This window comes from Acholeplasma oculi (assembly GCF_900166985.1).
In the GTDB taxonomy this organism is placed as follows: Bacteria; Bacillota_I; Bacilli_A; order Acholeplasmatales; family Acholeplasmataceae; genus Acholeplasma; species Acholeplasma oculi.
The window spans coordinates 579,116-598,446 of the sequence record NZ_FUZK01000001.1; the positions used below are offsets into that span (position 1 = coordinate 579,116).

The window sequence follows — 19,331 nt, forward strand, 5'->3', positions numbered from 1 at the left end:
TACATAAACTACACGTATACATATCATTCACCCTACTTATAGTAGTATGAATTTAAATCATTTACTTTTTATATTGCTCAATAATTTTAGGTATTAAATGTGTTGGAACTTCTTCATATCGATCAAAATTTCTTTCAAATCGACCACTACCTTGAGTCATTGCTTTTAAATCAATAGCATAGGATACAACTTCAGCTTCAGGAGCAGTTGCTTCAATCACTGTATAACCATCTTTTTGATCCATACCTAGGATACGACCACGTCGCTTATTCATATCACCCATAACATCACCCACATATGCTTCTTTTACAGTAATTGTAAGTTTTAAAATAGGTTCTAGAATTGTTGGTTCAATCGATTGTAATGCTGCTTTAAACGCTAAGTCTGCAGCTAATACGAATGAAATTTCATTACTATCCACAGAGTGATAAGATCCATCAAAGAGTGTTGCTTTTACATGGATTACAGGGAATCCTGCCAATGGTCCTTTTTCAAATGATTTAATCAATCCTTTTTCAACAGCTGGGAAATACGTTCTTGGAACAGCTCCACCAAATACTTCTTCACTAAATTCAAAATCCTTTTCACTTGGTTCAAATCGAATACGTACATGACCAAATTGACCTGCACCACCGGATTGTTTCTTATGTTTACCTTCACCTTCACCTTTTTTCTTAATGGTTTCTCTGTAAACAATTTTTTGATCATCAAATACCACAGAAACTTTATACATATTTTTCATTCTATCTGTAATATATGAAATATGTGATAATCCATAACCACCTATTAAAAGTTGTCCAGTTTCTTTGTTTCGTTGTATATCAAAAGACGGATCCTCTATATTAATTTTTCCTAAAGCCATCGATATTTTATCTTCATCGTTTTTATCTGTTGGATGTATGGCTTTATAGATAACGACTGTAGGTAGTTTAATCTTATCAAACATAATCTTGAATTTTGGATCACTTAATGTATCGTCAGTTCTTAAACTATCCAGTTTAGTAGTAACTACAATATCACCAGCAATTGCTTTAGTTAATGGAATTTGTTCTTTACCAATTAAAGTTAATAATTGATTTATTTTAATTAACGAATCACTTTGAGGATGATAAACTTCATCGCCTACATTGATCGTTCCTGAGTTTATCTTTAAGAATGAGATTGTACCAATAAACGGGTCAACCATTGTTTTAAAGACATATGCACTAAATGGCTCTGTATCAACAGTTTTTACTTTAACTATTTGATTATTATCCAGTTTCTTAGCTTCTAATTCTTTTAATTCATTCGGTGATGGTGAAAAATCAATCAACATTTTAAGTAATGTTTGAACACCTATATTTTTTGTTACAGAACCGACTAAAACCGGTGTGATTTCACCATTTAAAATAGACTCATGTAAAGCTTTTTTGATTTCTTCCTCAGAAATAGCTTCTCCACCTAAATACTTTTCTAATAGGTCTTCACTAGTTTCTGCAACAGATTCCATAATCATCTCACGTAATTGTTCAACTTTAGGAAGTTTTTCTTCCCAAATATCAGCATCTTCACACGTTGTTCCATTATAGATTCTGGCTTTCATCTCAACAACATTTACAAATCCTTCAAAATCTTCTTTTCGACCAATTGGATAAGTAAATGGAACTGCACGTTTACCTAGTTTAGTACGAATATCTTCTAGAAGTTTTTCATAATCAATATTTTCTTTATCCATCTTATTAATGAATAACACTGCAGGTATATGTCGTTTTCTGATTTCTGTCCAAACACGCTCAGTTCCTACCTCTACACCTTTAGTCGCATCAATTAAAATGACTGCTCCCTTAACAACTTCGAGCGCATGGTATAACTCACTGATGAGTTCATCATTACCAGGTACGTCGAGAAAGTTAAGTTTGCAGTCATTCCATTCAATCGGTATTAAAGATGTTTGCATAGAGGAGCCTCTTTGGTGTTCCTCCACCATAAAATCAGACTTTGTTGTCTTTTTTTCCACTTCTCCTTTTTTATTTGTAACCTTCGAAACAAATAATAGACTTTCAGTTAGTGATGTTTTACCACTACCTAAATGACCGAGAAGTGCGATGTTTCGAAGGTCCCTTGTTCCATAATCTTTCATAAATGCCTCCTTGATTTGTATGCGTTTACATTGTACTTTTATTATAACATACATCTATTTTTAATCAATTAATATGGTATTTATTTTTTTATCCAATCTTTATTTTTTGTTATTTATAATGTTAATCATGTGATTGTCTTTAATTACACAAATCATAGTATAATATTTATGGTATGAAAAAATTAGCAATTAAAGCCATTAAATGGTATCAAAAAACTTTATCACCTATAAAAAGTCATAAATGTAGACATAGTCCAACATGTAGTCATTATGCAGTTGAGGCTTACGAGACTCATAACTTTTTGTATGCAACTTTACTGACTTCAAAAAGGATTCTTACATGTAATCCATTATTTAAACCAAAGTATGACCCAGTTCCTAAAAAGAAAGGTAAGAAACATGATCAAAGTACATAAGATTACTTCTAAGATACTCAAACAAAAAAGAACTTTTAGTGTATTTATACCTGAAAATTTTAATGGTCCTTACCAAGTCATTTATATGCATGATGGACAAAACCTATTTTTTAAAGAATCTTCTTACGTTGGTGAGATATGGGATATTCATACACAAGCACTTCGATTAATGAAGGCAGGTCTTATGGAACCTACACTGATCGTAGGTATTGATCATACAAAATTTAGAATGGATGAATATGCACCATTTGATAATTCCAAAATATATGAATCCTATCCAGATGACTTAAGAGTACCTTACTATGGTGATAGCTATATTGATTTTATCGTAAAAGAATTGAAACCTTGGATTGATTCAAAATATCCAACCAAACAAGAATCAAAATATACGACACTCGCAGGATCTTCTCTGGGTGGACTCATCAGCTTATATGGTGGTTTATTCTACCCTCATGTATTTGGACATATCGGACTCTTTTCAACTTCTGCTTGGTGGAATGAAACAGGACTCGATGCATTATTAAATATTAAAAGAGCATCTCCTGAACAATCTTTTTATATCACGTGTGGTTCTAACGAATCTGGAACACTTGATGCTAAACAGAACAGACGCTACATTCAAACAACAAAGAAAATTCAAAAATCATTGAGATCTTCCTCAAAACATATCTTTTATAAAGTATATGATGGTGGTAGACACAACGAACCCTTCTGGGCAAGTCAAATGAGTGAATTTCTACAATTTATCAATAGAAAATAATGCATTGGATATGAATTTATCCAGTGTTTTTTTTATAAATCCAAATATAAATAAAAACGTGACTATATGAATAGCCACGTTAACTAAAATCCATTTTAAATTAGATGATCAATATGCTCTAGCAAACAATATGGTTTGTTTTGTCATTTTTTTAATACATGTTTTGACTGATTTATATGTGTTTCGGTTAAGTTAAAGGACCTTAATACGATTTAGCACCTCTTTAAAAGCGGCTTATCAAAGGAGATTTTCTAGAGAGAGTGTATTAATTGACATATATAGACTAAGAAAACACCAAATAATATAAAACACAAAACCCGATCTAGATATTGATTTTATAACTTAAATTAGAATGTTTCAATGTGATTAGGGATAATGTTTAAATCGATTATTTCAGTCAAACTCTTGATTGCATCACCGTAATCAACCATTTTATAAATGAATTTAGAGGTTACTTCCCTGTAATCATTTTCATATACGTTGCGTTCGACAATCTCTTTTAGAATTTAATGAGGTTCTGCTCCTGGTTGACAAGATAAATTTCGATTACCATAGCGTTGTCTGTCTTTGGTTACATCAGTAACGATAGCCGCCATGAGTTCCATGTTCAATTTCCCACTGGACCAAATCATATGAATGTCATAAATATGTCTTGAATACCGATTGTATTTACCCTCTAAGTGGTAGTCACATATAGCAAAAAGTTTATCAATGAATGTTCTTTCTACAGATTGAATCAACATTTTAAATGGTTCTAATTCATATTTTATAATTAACTGATTCTCATTTGCTTTAGTCAAATATTTGGTTACATAATTGCTGACATCTAGACTTACACAAGGATATGGTCGATAAACAACAATTGTTTCCACAATGATGTGTGGAACCATTGCCCCATCTCCATCAAAAATATTGTCAAATCCAATATGGTATTCATTGTGATCTCTTCCTGAACGAACCTCTTCTTCGTTATGTAAAGACATATTGAGCACTTTAATGACTTCTAATATTGAGTTCTTCAGTTGTTTTCTTTCACTTGGCGTGACTTTTGCATTTTTGAACTGCACCGTTAAATCGATATCTTCAGAAAAGCGATCAATGATGGAATAGCATTTTGATAGAGATGTTCCCCCTTTAAACACGATAGTGATATTGGATTCACGTTTCGCTAATTCTTTTAGGAAAAGTGATACATAATAATCTTTTTCAACTTGGAAGTTTTCAAGTCCCAAATCACTTGCTGTTGCAATGACTAATTCCCTAAAAACATCTTTATCTTTGTGTAATAACATTGGCGCCTCCGATTTTGTAGAATTTCACTTGTGCTGCTAGTGGATAAGCTTCTACGATTCGTTCAAGTTGATCAGGTGATAGTTTAATACCGGATAGGTACGACAAGATTTTTGACTCTACTTGTTTTAAATCATATTCACTATATTTTTCAAACTCTGTTAAAAGATCTAATATTTGAAGTAGTTTGTAGTTTTTATTTGTGACTTTAATTCTTGGTGCATTTATAATCAATCTACTCTTGTTTAATTTTATTTCTCTTTTCCTATTTGATACATTATTCGAGTATACAACCTCAACACTTGCTGTTTGTGAAGTCAATCCTAATTGATTCGCAAAGTTTATACCGCTCCTATACCCAATTATGTTATTCTCTTTGTCTTTTAGATATGTTTGTTCTACCACGTTGGATATATTAACTACATGTGATTTTAGAACTCTATTAGGATTTGGTAACTCATAAACCCCATTTTTTGCCTTCAGTATTTTTTCTTTATCGATGAGTCTTCGAATGGACTCTCTAATCGTTCCATCGTTTATTTCGGGGAAATGCTTGTATAAATCTTTTAAAAAAAATGGCTGTCCACTCTTATAACTACTTTTAATGAAATCGTATATTCTATCGATAAGACTTAAATTTCCCATACATACCTCCGAAACATAATCTCAAACTCATTATATCACAAGTTTTGAAATTTGTGACTTTTTTTCATGTGTTGTATGAAATATTGTCACATATTTCATTAATTAAATGCTAGCCAAGGTAAAACCTTCAATGAAAAAATTGAAATATTACTCAATAGATTGTGAGCAGCTACGTATGTAAAAAATGACCCATTCTCAACTTAAAGAAAAATGGATCATTTTGGTATCTGGGTATTCATGGTTTTTCTCCTTAGTAAATTACAATATATCTTCTATTAATGTTTACTTTATGTTATTTAGAAATTCATTCTTGATATAGATACAAATTTTTTTCACTCTTTTATTGATGTGTTCTTTATGCTTGCTTTTTAAATTGTCATATCATGTTCTTAATTAGAAAATTTACAAGATTTAGAAATAGGGTTTTATATTCAATCAACAAAGATATACACATTCAAAATTAATTGTAATTATAGATTATCAGAAAATAAAAAGGGCACTTCAAAGTGCCCTTTTGACTACCACAAAATAATTGAAAGGGGTAGTTTACCACATGATTTTAGAAAGCACTATTTGCATTTATCACACTGATTTTTAAAGAGGATTTTAAAATTAGATGATCAATATGCTCTAGCAAACAATATGGTTTGTTTTGCCTTTTTACCTGTAACAGGACATATTTCTGATAATAATGGTTCTTTTAAGATGACACGAGCAGTTGCTCCTGTTTCTTCTTTAATTTTAATTTCAGCATCCTCACCAGAAACTGACATTTTAATATATCCACCTTGTTTCAGATAAGACTTAAACTCATCATAATTCGTTGTTGTATAGGTTCTAGATTGTGCATGATCAAGTGCTTTTTGATACATATCATCATGCATCTTCTTTAATCCATTTTTAACGAAACTTGAAACATCTTCTAAACGAACTGTAACTTTTTCATGTGTATGACGGAATGCTACAACCACTAAACCTTGTTCTAAGTCTCTTGGACCCACCTCAATACGAAGAGGTACACCCTTCATCTCATGTTCACTGAATTTCCATCCAGGTGATTTTGAACTATCATCCACAAATACTCTGTACTTTTTACTGAGTTGTTTACTTAATTTTTTAACTGCAGCTTGCACTTCATCATTTGGTTTAATAGGCACTATAACAATTTGTGTTGGTGCAACATATGGAGGTAAGACAAGTCCATTGTCATCACCATGTACCATAATCACAGCACCAATCAAACGTGTGGATACACCCCAAGATGTTTGATAAGCATACTTAAGTTGATTGGATTCATCCGTAAACTTAATATCAAATGCATGAGCAAATTCATTACCAAAATAATGAGAAGTTCCTGATTGTAGTGCTTGTCCATCATGCATTAATGCTTCAATCGCATAAGTCTCTAAAGCACCTGCAAATTTTTCTTTATTTGTTTTTCTACCAGTAACAAACGGAATTGCTAATAAATCTTTACCTAATTTTTTGTAAATCTTTAGCATATCTAAAGTTTCTTTTTTAGCCTCTTTAGCGGTTGCATGAACTGTGTGACCTTCTTGCCATAAAAACTCTTTTCCACGTAAAAATGGACGGGTAGTCTTCTCCCAGCGTACCACAGAACACCACTGATTATATAACTTTGGTAAATCTCTATATGATTTAACAATTTTACTATAATGTGTACCGAATAAAACCTCAGATGTAGGTCTGATAATCAATCTTTCTGATAGATCTTCAACACCTGTGGTCGTAACCATTGCCGTTTCAGGAGCAAATCCTGAAACATGGTCTTTTTCCTTTTGGAATAATGATTCTGGTATAAGCATTGGCATATAAACATTTTCATGCTTTGTTTTCTTAAACTCAGCATCTAAATACTTTTGAATATTTTCCCAAATTGCATAACCTAAAGGACGATAAATAATAAATCCTTTCGCATCACTATAGTCCATCAATTCAGCTTTTAAACAAAGATCCGTATACCACTGACTAAAATCAACATCTCTTGATGTGATTTGTTCAACTAATTTTTTATTACTCATGATTTTTCACCAAATATGTTTTATTATCCTTAAATTCTATTTTTCTTTCTTTATATAATAATCCTAATGCACGTTTAAATGCTTTTCGACTCAATCCAAATACACGAGTAACTTCTTCACTACCTGTATCTGCTGTCAAAGGCATTTCACCGCCATTTTGAATTAAGTAATCCATAATCATTTTAGAATCATCCACTCTTAAAACTTCTTTAAATCCACTTAAGTTACCTTCATAACCATTAGGTGTTTCATAAGTAATTTTAACTGTAATACGATCTCCAAAACGATGAGTTCCTCTTAAATTAGAGCGTTTAACTAAAATAACATTACCTTCATCCGTCATAACAAAATAACCAATTTTCCCAATTTCTTGGATAAACCCTTCAACTTCATCACCGATATTTAAGTTTCCAACGATGACTCTTAATTCATGATAAGGGATTAATCTTGCTGTTATTTTTGTTTTCACTCTGAGTTCAACAAACAATTTAGCACCCACTAAGGGCCATAAAGATTCATCTTCACCTAAATCGTCTTTAGAAAGTAAAACGTCTTTAGATATTCCTAAATTTAAAAACACACCAAGTCCTGGTTTAACAGATACAACTTCTAATATACCTGGATTACCTTCTGTAATGATAGGTTCTTGAAGTGTTGCTGCTAAACGTCCTTTAGCATCATAATATAAAAATGCATCAACATAACTCCCCGGAGTTAGGATGCGGTGGTTTGATTCATTGACGTGTAGAAAAACTTCTTCATTATCCTTATTTTTTAATAAATAAGCAATATCTGTTTTTCTAACAACTTGTAATTCATTTATTCTTCCAACTTTTAATGCCATATTTTCACCTACTAAAATTATATCATAATAAACAAAAATCCTGAATCAGGATTTTAGTTTTCTAACATTTGAATGTAATGTTCATAAGACTCTAAGAGTATTTTTCGAATGTATTCTTCAAAAGGTGATAAATCCTTTTCAACCTTGAATGTATCGATATGTTGAAGATAGACTTCCTTTTCATCAATAGGTATGGATATTGGCATATATCCATCATACATAAGGATGTAATTAAGTACCATTCGAGCCAATCTACCATTACCTTCTAGGAATGGATAGATTTTAAATATTTGTGCATGCGCAAATGCTGCTTTTGAAACTGCACTACCTTTAAAGTTATCTAGATCATAGAAAAACTTTGCCATTCTGTCATATACTTTAACATAGTCAGGTGGTTGGTGCATACTTTCTTTAATTTGAATGTTCACTTTTCTATACTGACCACCTACAAAAATCCCATCGACTAACATCTCATGAAGATCTTTTAAAATCTCTTCATTAATTTTTCTTCTCGAAGTAACGAGTTTAAATACGTAATGAAATGTTTTAAAATAATTAAGTGCTTCCTTTTGTTCACGTTCAGGTAGTTTGGTAGTTATGATCTCTTTTTCAAGTAAATGACATACATCTTCAAACGATAATGCATTCTTACCTTCTATCGTGATGGACTCATATGTAAATTTGTTGATAAACTCTTTCAACAATAACTGAAATTTTTCGACACTAACCTGTTCTCTTAATTCATTGAAATGTAATTTATCAACTTCTAATAAATCTTGATTCATGTCTATCGCCCCTTTTATTAAATTATACCAAATTTTGCACAAAAAAAAGAGGTTTATTACTAAACCTCTTGTATTTTACCTAAGCGAATTAAACTTTTGAAACGTTCGCAGCTTGGTCGCCACGATCGCCTGTCTTAATTTCGAATTCTACTTGGTCGCCTTCAGCTAGTGATTTGTAACCATCAGTTTGAATAGCTGAATAGTGAACAAATACATCTTTTCCGTTGTCTGCAGTGATAAAGCCATAGCCTTTACCTGCATCGAACCATTTAACAGTACCTTTCATTAAATGCAATACTCCTTCTTTAGATCTAGACTTTTACGTCTGAAATCATTATACACTTTATTTTTAAAAATAACAACTAAAATAATATAAATCGTATCAAGAGCCATGTAAAGCCATCGTTTAATTTATTTACGATGACATGGAATAACTTAATTTGTCAAAAAAGTGGGATATTTCAAAGAAATTGTCATTTTCTTCTGCTTTAGGTCTTTATTTTATGTTTTTAGTTTGTTATAATCTTTTTGCATGTTAAATTATGCCCAATTGGTGAAGTGGTATCACGCATCCATGGTAAGGATGAATCGCAAGTCCGATTCTTGCATTGGGCACCATTATAAGAATAATTTAAAACCACCAGAATTGGTGGTTATTTTATTTCCATAATCTTAAAATCTAAATGCAGTGGTTCATAGATAAAGGATAAATCTTTAAGCTCATGTGCAGAAACTTTTGAAAAGTAAAGTGCCTCATCGTTAAATTTCAATACATGGTTAATCATTTTTAAATAAAATTCCATAACATCTTCTTTGACTTTAAATCGTTTGTTAAATTGGATATTTAATAACTGATTCACCTTTTCATTATCTTTTAAATACTTTTTATAAAATATGATTTGAGTATATAAATTAAGTCCATCTTCATTTCTTGGCAGTCTTGAAATCATTTGTTGAATTTTTTGATCGATTGCTGTTGAACCAATTTCTCTATAGAAAGTCATTTGTTCTAAGTAGAATGATAATATAGCTTGATAGGTTTGATCTTGTCTATATGGCGTGTTTTCTAAGTAGGTAGCACATAGTTTAAATAAATATTTTGAACTTGCTTCATCATATTTGATAAATGAGGCAATTTGAAGTAAATAAGATAATGTAAAGGATTCATTTTGACTTAGTGCATTTTTTGCTGCATAATCTCCATACAATGAACCTCTAGATATTCTAGACGATAGGACCACCAATACAGTCATCAAAGCTGTAGTCATCATAAATGTAAATAAGATACCACTTAAATGATTTACATTAAACCATAAGCTTATAAACCATATCATCACTAAGGATACACCATAAACAAGTGATGTATTCGGTCCTGCAATTAAAACCTTTTTAAATATTTGGATAACCTGTTCTTTTCTCTCATCTGAGTCAATAACTACATGATCAGGAATAACAATTCCTCCAAATAATAATAAGAATTTTGGAATAAACTTTATTTTCCATCGGTTCTCTTTTACAAATGCGATAAATAGAATGTAGATTGCTTTTACATGAATTCCATATTTATAAAATGTGAAAAAATGTCCAAGTTCATGAACAGTAATCACTAAACTTAATGCAACAAGAATGAATAAAAAATGTATATACCATGGAAAATAAGATATCCCTTGAAATACAAATTCAAAAAACCCTTCATAGATTCCCATCGTTACTAAAAATCCAATTATTATGACACAAAGTACATAAATAAAAATACCTATAAATCGCTTCTTCATAATCATCCATTCCTTCTTTCTCTATTATATCATCAAAAAAAACACATTTTTATTTTTTTGTTAAAATCTGTCTTGACAGTATGTATGAAGTTTGATATCATAATAAAGCACGATGTCGGTGTAGTATAATGGTTATTACACGTCCTTGCCAAGGATGAAACGAGGGTCCGATTCCCTTCACCGGCTCCATGAAATTTTGAAATAGTTTCCAAATACTTAAAAAAGCGGTTTATATCGCCTTAGATTAAGATAATGGAAACTTTTTTATTTATACAAAATCATTTTATTATCTCATATTATCTAGATTTTTATGTAATAACCTTCTGTTTACTCAGATAAATCTATTCAACTTATGTATCAATAAAGTAAATAAGTGTTCCTATATCAAAGAATAGTTTTTCTAGGTGGTAAAGATTTGTATTTCTGTTATTTGAATCTATTGTTCAGCATGAAATCATTATTAAACAGCATTTTTTCACCCTAAATTCAAGAAATCTTGTTCAATTGATTTTATTGTGACATCCTATTAAACCCAAAATTTCTAAGTTGAATCTGTTTCAAAATTTGAATTTCAATATATATTAATTTATTCTATATTGTTATTTTGTTGTTTCAACTTTTTCAATTTTGCTATGTATCTATTCTTTTTCGCTTGAACTTTTTGTTCTTTCATTAACTGTTTAGATATTTTTTTTTGTTCCTTTAATTCTTTAAAGTATTTATCCGCTTCTTCTCTATTATCAAATACTTTATATCTATGGTTTTTTATACTTTCCATTACAATAATGGTTACTGAATAAATAATACCAACAATAGCAGTAAATTGTAGCAATCCAAATAAATCATCAATAAGTGAATCATGCCCATAATTTGAACGCATATAAATATATGTAAAATTAGCAGTGCTTGTTCCAAATAATAATATACTCCCTATTAATAAAATGATGCTGTAGATTAGTTTTTCATACACAGATTGCGTAGATTGATATAGTTGAAGCAAAGGTATAAGTGGTAACCCAAATACAAACAGTGAAATCACACCAAAAACTACAGTATATGGAATAAATTCGAATGGTGCTTGTACTGAATTAATAAGAATAATTGCAACAAATACCATTGTAATAATAGAATTATAAATAATCAATACGACAACTGTTTTTACTGGTATTTCATTCATTTCTTTATTCTTCTTGAAATTAAAATACGCGATTAAATAAATAATACCCGGGAAGAAACCAGAGGCTAAACCAATAATCATTAGGATTTTGACATAAAGAAAAATAACGTTACTTTTTTTAATTTGAATCTCATTCATATACTTTTTACCCCCAAAAATTCTTTAACTCAATCGATTCATTTTTATTATAACATATTCGTTTTAGAAAAATTGTGCCCTGAAATTCAAAATGATACAATGCAATGCTATTTTTTTAAGTTCATAAATATTGTAATATATGAAATTTTTCTGAATTTTTGCACTTTCATGTTCACAAAGGCATTGAAAAACAGATGGATTTCATACAATCCGCCTCACCGGCTCCATATGAATTTAAAAATGGACCCATACAGTATGTATGGGTCCTTATTTTTTATTTTAAATGGTTCTTTAGTTCAAATTTAAATCTTTGAATTTATAGATTATTCTCTATAAGCATCTATCACTTTACTTAAATCAACATACTTATGAGCAACACTACTTGCAGCTGCTGCAGCAATCGCACCAACTAAATCATCTAAGAATGTATTACAACGCGTTTCACCTTCTACTTTAGTATCTAATTTTTTTATAATTCCTAGTTTAACTTTATCCACATAACCAAAATTAGTCAATCCAATAGAACCATACACATTAACAATTGAAAGTGCTAGTATTTCATCGATTCCATATAATCCAAAATCAGTTAATAATAAAGTTGAAAGTGGTTCTGATAATTTCTTTTGTTCTGCTAATACATCTAGTTCAATACCTGTAAGTACTGCATTTTGAATTTCTCTTTTAACCAATACTCTTTTAACATGATCCATACAAATTTCTATCGTAATTCCTGGAACATAAGGTTTTTGTAACTCAAGTGTGATCAGTGCAATATCCATTAATTCCACACCACGGTCCTTTAATCTTTTGACAATTAAGTCATATTTCATTTCTTCAAAACGTTCTAAACTCATAACTATACCCCTTATTTTTTATTTTTTGTGTACTCAACACTTTCTAATTCCCCTAACATCTTCTTAAAACTGTCAAAATGCTTATTTAGGCACACATTATCGAAAGGATGATGTTTGTCCTTTATCCATCTTTTAAGCTCTAATACGCCATTTAAAGCGATTTTTTTAATCTCATCTGAATAAGACATCAATTGTGATGTTTGTTCAAACTCTTTTTGATCAAGTACAATCATACGGCCATTTGGAAATACTTTTAAATCTAAATCATAATCAATATACTTAATAGCTTCCCCATCATAAGTATATGGACTTGAAATATTGCAGTAGTAATGAATGCCATCTTTTTTGAACATTGCAATAATGTTGAACCATTCTCGTTCAAAGAAGTAACAAAGTGCTGGTTCTTTAGTATACCAACTTCTTCCATCAGATTCAATCACTTTCGTCTTTAAATTACCTGTTACTAAATAATCTTTACAATCTTCTATGACTATGGAGTTTGTCCAAACACGATGTAAACTACCATCATGTTTATAACCATGTATTTGTACTTTCTTTCCCGTCTTTAACTTTATCATCAAAAAACACCCTCTTTACATGTCATTATACATGAAAGAGAGTGTATTTTCATTAGATTTAATTTATTAACGTGATAACCAACCACCATCAACAGCTAATGTAAATCCATTGATGTAGGATGCTGCTTCACTTGCTAAAAAGACTGCTGGACCAGCAACATCATCAGGTGTTCCCCAACGACCTGCAGGAATTCTTTCTAAGATTTGACCTGCACGTGATTCATCATCTCTTAATGCTTGTGTATTGTTTGTTGCCATATAACCAGGTGCAATTGCATTTACGTTGATATTGTATTTTGCTAATTCGTTAGCAAATGCCATTGTAATACCCTTAACTGCTGATTTAGAAGCAGTGTATGAAGGTACTCTAATTCCACCTTGATAAGATAACATAGAGGCAATAGAAATGATTTTACCACCTTGTCCTTGTTTAACAAATTGGTTTGCTGCTGCTTGACTTAAGAAAAATACTGTATCTAAGTTAATCGCCATGACAGAATCCCAATTATCTTTTGAAAACTCTAATAAATCTTGACGTTTGATAATACCTGCGTTATTGACTAAAATATCAAGTTTACCATAGACTTCAACAACTTTTTCAACAAGTTTAACTAAGTCACTTGGTGTTGCTTTAATTAAGTCTGCTTGAAGTGGATAAAATTCTCCACCTAATGCTTTTACTTTTGTTTGAGTATCTTCTTGTGTAGCCATGTAATCCACACCTACAACCTTAGCACCTGCTTGAACATAAGCCAGTGTAATACCTTGTCCAAGACCAGTGGATGTTCCAGTAACAAGTGCTACTTTACCTTTTAATGAAAATTTATCGATGTATGCCATTTTAATTACGCTCCTTCTATTATTTTAAATCTGTGGATTTTACAAAATCCATGTCATCATATGTTTGATTTTCACCTGTCATACCCCAAATAAATGTATATGCAGATGTTGCAAACCCTGCGTGAATACTCCATGAAGGAGAAATCACTGCTTGTTCATTTTTTAAAATGATATGTCTTGTCTCTGTTGGTTCACCCATTAAGTGGAAGACAACATCATCTTTCGATAAGTTGAAGTAGAAATATACTTCCATGCGACGATCATGTGTATGAGCAGGCATTGTATTCCATGCATTACCCTCTTCAAGTTCAGTTAATCCCATTTGAAGTGCACAAGTTTCTAAAACAGCTGGATTTAAATACTGATAAATCGTACGCTTATTTAAATTCTTTGGATCTCCTATTTTTCTAGGATTTGCTTTACTAAATGGAATATGTACAATAGGAAGTACTTTATGTGCTGGAGATGAGTTCATATAAAATTTAGCCGGATTGTTAGCATCTACTGATTTAAATAAGACCTCTTTGGTTCCTTTTGGAATGTATATTCCATCTTTATGTACCATACTATAGGATACACCATCGATGATAATTAAACCTTCACCACCCACATTGATAATTCCCATTTCACGACGTTCTAAGAAGTATTCCGTACCTAGTTCTTTTGTAGAACCAAGTGCTACTGTCTTCTCAACTGGCATAATACCACCAGCAATAATTCTGTCATGGTGTGAATAGGTAAAGTTTAATGTGTCTTTTGTAAAAACCTCTTCGATTAAATAACGTTCTCTAAGGGTTTTCGTGTCATATTTTTTTGAATCTTCCGGATGATTATTATATCGGATATCTAATTTCATTTTACTTTTCTCCTTCTATGATTGATTTTATAAACTCTAAACTACTTTTTAAATCTTGTTGTTCAACACCTTCAAATATTAAATCTACATGCGTAAATTCTTTTAATATCATCGGTATAATTTTTTTATACTGCATTAAACCTTTTCCTAAACCTACTTGTTTAAGCTTTTGAGATTCTACAATATAATCCTTTAAATGAAAGATAACAATTTTATTTTTCAATAAGTCAATGGAACTTCTTAAGATTTCTAAATGATTTTGGTGATTATCGATATTTAAGAAGTTATATAAATCAACAATAACCTTTAAATTGGGTGATTGAATACGATCCGTAAGTTCTTTAAGTCTTTTTGGACTATATATCGTATGATTCCAAGCACCTTCTATTGCAACAAAAACATTTTCATCTTTTGCTTTTTGAATTAATTCTTCTGTAACTAAAACAACTTTTTCAAAGGACTCATCGGAATGATTGAGTGGGTCATATCCCCAAGGACTACCCATAAGAGAGCCTGTTTCAGTTCCAACGTATGAAATATTTAGTTCTCTTGCAAGTTCTAAATGTTTTTTAAAATTTTCCACACCTTTTAATACTTCATTTGTGTCTGGATGAATCATGTTGAAGTATGCACCTAACAACATCACCTTTCCATCAAATGCAGATTTTAAGCGTTCTCTATCGACTGTTTCTAATGTTTCATCTAAAGCTTTTTTTAAGACTAACTGGATACCATCAAAACCATATGCGTCCATTGCATTCTTTAGGGATTCTATATCCATTTGTCCCATATCATGTGCACGAACACCTATTCTGATGTTACTCACCTAAATATCCTAACCTTTTTGAAATTGCTTTACTAATTTTTATTAATTCTTCAATAACTTCTGGTTTTTCAGGTTTATCTTGCCATAAGTCACATACTGTAATCATACCAACAATTCTTTTTTCAAAGTTTTTAACTGGAACACACACTTGAGAAATGTGTCCTTGTTGTGAATTACTTAATACGTATCTATGATCAAATTCTACTTGTTCTTCAGGTGTTAAACTCGTACGTTTTGAGGTAAATATTCTAAATGCTCTACCAATCGGTGATATATCAAAATCATATGAAATATATCCGATTTCTTCGTTAATAAATATTAATGAGTTTGGTGGTTGATATTTAAATATGTGTACATAGTGATCATCTGTCTGTTTTGTAATTAAAATAGTTTTACCATGTTCATTAGCAAAATTTCTTAAGTCATACACAGATGCTTCAATTAAGCTCGAATTCTTCGTATAAACAGAACCAATTGCAAACATTTTTGAACCAATCACGTAATTTTTTAAGCGTGGGTCTTTATAATAAATGGCATCAGCCTTATAGAGTGTTTGAAGAAAGTCATATGCAGTTGCTTTAGGCATATCGAGTTCTCTATAAATTTGACCGAGTGTTAATCCTTCAGGATGTGCTGCAACCAATTCTAGAATCGATAATATTCTATTGACACTTCTGTTTTCTTTCATCGTTGTACCCTACCTGATTGATCTCCTTTAACAAGCACTAACACTTCTTCTTCACTTACTAAGTTAAAATCTCCAGGTATGGTATGTTTTAAAGCACTTGCTGCTGCTGCAAATTCACAAGCCTCTTGTTCATTTCGTGTGAGTAAACCATGGATGAGTCCACCTGAGAATGAATCTCCTCCACCTACACGGTCAACAATAGGATTGATGTCATAACGTCTAGATTCAAAGAATTCTTTTCCGTTGTATAAAAGAATTTTCCATCCATTATGATTAGCTGAATAAGATTCTCTTAATGAAGTAGCAACCATTTTAAATCCAAATGCTTCTTTCATTTCTTCAAAAATTTGATGGTATGCTTTGATATCTAATTTACCAGAATGCACATCTACACCTTTAGGTTTAAATCCTAAAACAAGTTCTGCATCTTCTTCATTACCAATACATACATCGACATATTGCATTAAAGGTCTCATAATCTCTTGAGCTTTTGCTGGAGTCCATAATTTTTTACGGTAATTTAAGTCAACAGAAACTGTTACACCAAATTCTTTAGCTTTAATTAAAGCCATTTTTGTTAGTTCTGCTGCATCAGCGGATAATGCTGGAGTAATTCCACTGAAGTGGAACCATTTTGCATCTTTAAAAATTTGTGCCCAGTCAAATTCGTTAGCTTTTGCTAATGCGATGCTTGAGTTTGCTCTGTCATATATCACTTTAGAAGGACGCATAGATGCACCGGTTTCTAAATAATAGATACCAACTCTGTCTCCACCTCTTGCAATAAAATCAGTTTTTACACCATATCTGCTTAAAGCATTTACAGCACTTTGACCGATTTCATGTTTAGGTAGCTTTGTCACAAAATAAGCTTCGTGACCATAATTTGCAAGTGATACTGCAACGTTTGCTTCTCCACCACCATATACTACATCAAAACTTTCTGATTGGACGAATCTTTTTACGCCTGGTGTGGATAAGCGTAACATGATTTCTCCTAAAGTAACTACTTTTGCCATCTATATATTCTCCTTTATTATCTTGATACTTCAAAACTTTCATTTTCCATAAATTTTAATACATCTTTTTCACTCAATTTGAATGCATCTCCCCAAAGTGTATGTTTAAGAATCGATGCTTTTAATCCAAACTCTAATGCAAAACCAATATCTTTGAGATTGGTTTTCATTAAACCATGGATGACGCCTGCTGCAAATGCATCCCCTGAACCAATTCGATCATATATTTGAAAACGCATTGGTTTGGTTTCTTTAAGCTCATCTTTAGTAAATGCGTAGGCTTGTATGCTATTTTCATTTGCTGCAAATACATTCCTTTGATAACCAAATACAAAGGAGGAGTTGTTCGTACATATAAATCTTTTTAATACGTCAAAATCTTTTTCGATACCGGATAAGGAGTTATCGGGTTGTACGTCAAAGAAATGCATTGCATCAAATGCTGTTGCAAAAAATAAATCAACATAAGGTTCGATACACTTATATGCATATCTTGCCTCTTCAATCGTCCATAAAGTTTTTCTGTAATTACAATCAAATGAAACATAAATTTGATGTGCCTTACAGTATTTTAATATATCATAAACCGTATTTCGAACGCTTTCTGATAATGCCAGTGTAATGCCACTGAAATGAAACCATGATACATCTTTAAATGCTTTATCTAATTGTAGTTGACTAATTTGAATCGTCGTCATAGAAGAATTTTTTCTATTATATAAAACCTTAGAAGGTCGAATTCCAAACCCTGTTTCTAGAAAATAAATTCCTATATTTTCACCATTCATAATGACTTCTTCAGTATTCACTTTGTTTGCATTTAAATATTTAATTGCTGCTTCACCTAATTGATTATCAGGTAACTTAGAGATAAATTTTGTCGAATGCCCAAATTGAGCAAGAGAGATTGCAACGTTAGCTTCTGTTCCACCAAATGTTGCTAAATAATCATAAGTATCTTCAATGATTCCATAGTTTGGCGGAGTGAGTCTAAGCATGATCTCACCAAAAGTCGCGATGGATTTCATTTATTTTCTAGCATTTTTAACAGCTTCAACAAACATTTTGGCATTTTGTCTTACGCCGTCATAATCTTTTTTCTTAGCAGGTGCTGTTAATTCTCCACCTACACCTACAGCAACAACGCCATTACCAACCCATTCAGCGATGTTTGATAGTGACACACCACCGGTAGGCATAATATTAATATCAGGTAATGGACCTTTAACTGCTTTGACATAAGACGGTCCAAAAGCAGAACCTGGGAATAATTTAATAATGTCACATCCAGCTTTTAGTGCAGTTAACATTTCAGTAATTGTTAAACAACCTGGCATATAAGGTACTTGATAAAGATTACAAATTTGTGCTGTTTCTAAATCAAATCCTGGAGATACTATGTATGTTGCACCATTTAATATAGCAAGTCTTGCTGTTGCAGCATCTAAAACCGTACCCGCACCTAAAATTAATTCATCTTTTGTGAAGTTTTTTGATAGTTCTTTTAATACATCAAGCGCATTCGGTACAGTAAAGGTTAATTCAATTGCTGGAATTCCACCTTCCATACAAGCCTTAGATACTTGATAAGCTTCATCTGCTGATGTTGCACGGATCACTGCAACTACACCAACATCTGTAATTCTTTTAAGAATTTCTTGTTTGTTCATATACGATTA

At 31.5% G+C, this 19,331-nt stretch carries 20 protein-coding genes and 2 tRNA genes; 4 read left to right on the forward strand and 18 right to left on the reverse strand.

Annotated elements, in window-relative coordinates; translation table 11 throughout:
• Positions 1-61 precede the first annotated feature (61 nt).
• Positions 62-2,119, reverse strand: a complete 2,058-nt coding sequence (gene fusA, locus B5X49_RS02795) for an elongation factor G (RefSeq protein ID WP_045749653.1) — start codon at positions 2,117-2,119, stop codon at positions 62-64.
• 173 nt (positions 2,120-2,292) lie between these two features.
• On the opposite strand from fusA, the gene yidD reads away from it, so the two are divergent.
• Positions 2,293-2,535, forward strand: coding sequence for a membrane protein insertion efficiency factor YidD (gene yidD / locus B5X49_RS02800; protein ID WP_045749654.1), 243 nt, complete (start codon positions 2,293-2,295; stop codon positions 2,533-2,535).
• Positions 2,519-3,295 (forward strand): alpha/beta hydrolase, encoded by a 777-nt coding sequence (locus B5X49_RS02805; protein ID WP_052670104.1) that lies wholly within the window; start codon positions 2,519-2,521, stop codon positions 3,293-3,295. Before yidD ends, B5X49_RS02805 begins: the two co-directional genes overlap by 17 nt.
• Positions 3,296-3,801: 506 nt before the next feature.
• Here B5X49_RS02805 and B5X49_RS02810 read toward each other — a convergent pair.
• The 6 genes from B5X49_RS02810 to B5X49_RS02835 form a co-directional block, all read right to left on the reverse strand.
• Positions 3,802-4,587 (reverse strand): nucleotidyl transferase AbiEii/AbiGii toxin family protein, encoded by a 786-nt coding sequence (locus B5X49_RS02810; RefSeq protein WP_045749655.1) that lies wholly within the window; start codon positions 4,585-4,587, stop codon positions 3,802-3,804.
• Positions 4,568-5,230: a DUF6088 family protein gene (locus tag B5X49_RS02815; protein ID WP_045749656.1), complete on the reverse strand. Its 663-nt coding sequence runs from the start codon at positions 5,228-5,230 to the stop codon at positions 4,568-4,570. The genes B5X49_RS02810 and B5X49_RS02815 overlap by 20 nt, the downstream gene beginning before the upstream one ends.
• Positions 5,231-5,850: 620 nt before the next feature.
• On the reverse strand, positions 5,851-7,272 hold the full coding sequence (gene proS, locus B5X49_RS02820) for a proline--tRNA ligase (RefSeq protein WP_045749657.1): 1,422 nt from the start codon (positions 7,270-7,272) through the stop codon (positions 5,851-5,853).
• Positions 7,265-8,116, reverse strand: coding sequence for a S1-like domain-containing RNA-binding protein (locus tag B5X49_RS02825; protein WP_045749658.1), 852 nt, complete (start codon positions 8,114-8,116; stop codon positions 7,265-7,267). Before B5X49_RS02825 ends, proS begins: the two co-directional genes overlap by 8 nt.
• Positions 8,117-8,169: 53 nt before the next feature.
• Complete coding sequence (locus B5X49_RS02830) at positions 8,170-8,901, reverse strand: Fic family protein (protein ID WP_045749659.1); 732 nt, start codon at positions 8,899-8,901, stop codon at positions 8,170-8,172.
• A gap of 88 nt (positions 8,902-8,989) precedes the next feature.
• Positions 8,990-9,187 (reverse strand): cold shock domain-containing protein, encoded by a 198-nt coding sequence (locus B5X49_RS02835; protein WP_045749660.1) that lies wholly within the window; start codon positions 9,185-9,187, stop codon positions 8,990-8,992.
• A 258-nt stretch (positions 9,188-9,445) separates the two neighbouring features.
• Here B5X49_RS02835 and B5X49_RS02840 point away from each other — a divergent pair.
• Positions 9,446-9,519: transfer RNA gene (locus B5X49_RS02840), tRNA-Thr, on the forward strand.
• A 35-nt stretch (positions 9,520-9,554) separates the two neighbouring features.
• On the opposite strand, the gene B5X49_RS02845 is transcribed toward B5X49_RS02840, so the two are convergent.
• Positions 9,555-10,682 carry a M50 family metallopeptidase gene (locus tag B5X49_RS02845; RefSeq protein ID WP_045749661.1) on the reverse strand — a complete coding sequence of 376 codons (1,128 nt, stop codon included), beginning with the start codon at positions 10,680-10,682 and terminating at the stop codon, positions 9,555-9,557.
• A 108-nt stretch (positions 10,683-10,790) separates the two neighbouring features.
• On the opposite strand from B5X49_RS02845, the gene B5X49_RS02850 reads away from it, so the two are divergent.
• Positions 10,791-10,865, forward strand: a tRNA-Gly gene (locus B5X49_RS02850).
• A gap of 397 nt (positions 10,866-11,262) precedes the next feature.
• Here B5X49_RS02850 and B5X49_RS02855 read toward each other — a convergent pair.
• From B5X49_RS02855 to B5X49_RS02900, 10 genes are all read right to left on the reverse strand, one after another.
• A complete protein-coding gene (locus B5X49_RS02855) occupies positions 11,263-11,991 on the reverse strand; it encodes a hypothetical protein (RefSeq protein WP_045749662.1) in 729 nt (242 codons plus the stop codon).
• Positions 11,992-12,314: 323 nt separating this feature from the next.
• Positions 12,315-12,845: a phosphatidylglycerophosphatase A family protein gene (locus tag B5X49_RS02860; RefSeq protein WP_045749663.1), complete on the reverse strand. Its 531-nt coding sequence runs from the start codon at positions 12,843-12,845 to the stop codon at positions 12,315-12,317.
• Positions 12,846-12,856: 11 nt separating this feature from the next.
• The gene (locus B5X49_RS02865; protein WP_045749664.1) at positions 12,857-13,423 is read right to left on the reverse strand and encodes a DUF402 domain-containing protein; all 567 of its coding nucleotides are present in this window, start codon (positions 13,421-13,423) and stop codon (positions 12,857-12,859) included.
• Positions 13,424-13,489: 66 nt separating this feature from the next.
• The gene (kduD, locus tag B5X49_RS02870) at positions 13,490-14,263 is read right to left on the reverse strand and encodes a 2-dehydro-3-deoxy-D-gluconate 5-dehydrogenase KduD (protein WP_045749665.1); all 774 of its coding nucleotides are present in this window, start codon (positions 14,261-14,263) and stop codon (positions 13,490-13,492) included.
• 19 nt (positions 14,264-14,282) lie between these two features.
• Positions 14,283-15,119, reverse strand: a complete 837-nt coding sequence (gene kduI, locus B5X49_RS02875; RefSeq protein ID WP_045749666.1) for a 5-dehydro-4-deoxy-D-glucuronate isomerase — start codon at positions 15,117-15,119, stop codon at positions 14,283-14,285.
• Position 15,120: 1 nt separating this feature from the next.
• Positions 15,121-15,945 (reverse strand): sugar phosphate isomerase/epimerase family protein, encoded by an 825-nt coding sequence (locus tag B5X49_RS02880; RefSeq protein WP_045749667.1) that lies wholly within the window; start codon positions 15,943-15,945, stop codon positions 15,121-15,123.
• On the reverse strand, positions 15,938-16,633 hold the full coding sequence (locus tag B5X49_RS02885) for a helix-turn-helix domain-containing protein (protein ID WP_045749668.1): 696 nt from the start codon (positions 16,631-16,633) through the stop codon (positions 15,938-15,940). The genes B5X49_RS02880 and B5X49_RS02885 overlap by 8 nt, the downstream gene beginning before the upstream one ends.
• Complete coding sequence (locus B5X49_RS02890; protein WP_045749669.1) at positions 16,630-17,652, reverse strand: sugar kinase; 1,023 nt, start codon at positions 17,650-17,652, stop codon at positions 16,630-16,632. Before B5X49_RS02890 ends, B5X49_RS02885 begins: the two co-directional genes overlap by 4 nt.
• Before the next feature lie 17 nt (positions 17,653-17,669).
• The gene (locus tag B5X49_RS02895) at positions 17,670-18,680 is read right to left on the reverse strand and encodes a sugar kinase (protein WP_045749670.1); all 1,011 of its coding nucleotides are present in this window, start codon (positions 18,678-18,680) and stop codon (positions 17,670-17,672) included.
• Positions 18,681-19,322, reverse strand: a complete 642-nt coding sequence (locus B5X49_RS02900; RefSeq protein WP_045749671.1) for a bifunctional 2-keto-4-hydroxyglutarate aldolase/2-keto-3-deoxy-6-phosphogluconate aldolase — start codon at positions 19,320-19,322, stop codon at positions 18,681-18,683.
• Between the last annotated feature and the right edge of the window lie 9 nt (positions 19,323-19,331).

What these genes read in the sequence shown, in the direction of transcription:
- B5X49_RS02805 (WP_052670104.1), top strand. Translation starts at nt 2,519, where the DNA reads ATGATCAAAGTACATAAGATTACTTCTAAGATACTCAAACAAAAAAGA.
- yidD (WP_045749654.1), top strand. Translation starts at nt 2,293, where the DNA reads ATGAAAAAATTAGCAATTAAAGCCATTAAATGGTATCAAAAAACTTTA.
- fusA (WP_045749653.1), bottom strand. Translation starts at nt 2,119, where the DNA reads ATGAAAGATTATGGAACAAGGGACCTTCGAAACATCGCACTTCTCGGT.
- kduD (WP_045749665.1), bottom strand. Translation starts at nt 14,263, where the DNA reads ATGGCATACATCGATAAATTTTCATTAAAAGGTAAAGTAGCACTTGTT.
- B5X49_RS02855 (WP_045749662.1), bottom strand. Translation starts at nt 11,991, where the DNA reads ATGAATGAGATTCAAATTAAAAAAAGTAACGTTATTTTTCTTTATGTC.
- B5X49_RS02900 (WP_045749671.1), bottom strand. Translation starts at nt 19,322, where the DNA reads ATGAACAAACAAGAAATTCTTAAAAGAATTACAGATGTTGGTGTAGTT.
- B5X49_RS02860 (WP_045749663.1), bottom strand. Translation starts at nt 12,845, where the DNA reads ATGAGTTTAGAACGTTTTGAAGAAATGAAATATGACTTAATTGTCAAA.
- B5X49_RS02835 (WP_045749660.1), bottom strand. Translation starts at nt 9,187, where the DNA reads ATGAAAGGTACTGTTAAATGGTTCGATGCAGGTAAAGGCTATGGCTTT.
- proS (WP_045749657.1), bottom strand. Translation starts at nt 7,272, where the DNA reads ATGAGTAATAAAAAATTAGTTGAACAAATCACATCAAGAGATGTTGAT.
- B5X49_RS02825 (WP_045749658.1), bottom strand. Translation starts at nt 8,116, where the DNA reads ATGGCATTAAAAGTTGGAAGAATAAATGAATTACAAGTTGTTAGAAAA.
- B5X49_RS02830 (WP_045749659.1), bottom strand. Translation starts at nt 8,901, where the DNA reads ATGAATCAAGATTTATTAGAAGTTGATAAATTACATTTCAATGAATTA.
- B5X49_RS02815 (WP_045749656.1), bottom strand. Translation starts at nt 5,230, where the DNA reads ATGGGAAATTTAAGTCTTATCGATAGAATATACGATTTCATTAAAAGT.
- B5X49_RS02865 (WP_045749664.1), bottom strand. Translation starts at nt 13,423, where the DNA reads ATGATAAAGTTAAAGACGGGAAAGAAAGTACAAATACATGGTTATAAA.
- B5X49_RS02895 (WP_045749670.1), bottom strand. Translation starts at nt 18,680, where the DNA reads ATGAAATCCATCGCGACTTTTGGTGAGATCATGCTTAGACTCACTCCG.
- kduI (WP_045749666.1), bottom strand. Translation starts at nt 15,119, where the DNA reads ATGAAATTAGATATCCGATATAATAATCATCCGGAAGATTCAAAAAAA.
- B5X49_RS02890 (WP_045749669.1), bottom strand. Translation starts at nt 17,652, where the DNA reads ATGGCAAAAGTAGTTACTTTAGGAGAAATCATGTTACGCTTATCCACA.
- B5X49_RS02845 (WP_045749661.1), bottom strand. Translation starts at nt 10,682, where the DNA reads ATGATTATGAAGAAGCGATTTATAGGTATTTTTATTTATGTACTTTGT.
- B5X49_RS02885 (WP_045749668.1), bottom strand. Translation starts at nt 16,633, where the DNA reads ATGAAAGAAAACAGAAGTGTCAATAGAATATTATCGATTCTAGAATTG.
- B5X49_RS02810 (WP_045749655.1), bottom strand. Translation starts at nt 4,587, where the DNA reads ATGTTATTACACAAAGATAAAGATGTTTTTAGGGAATTAGTCATTGCA.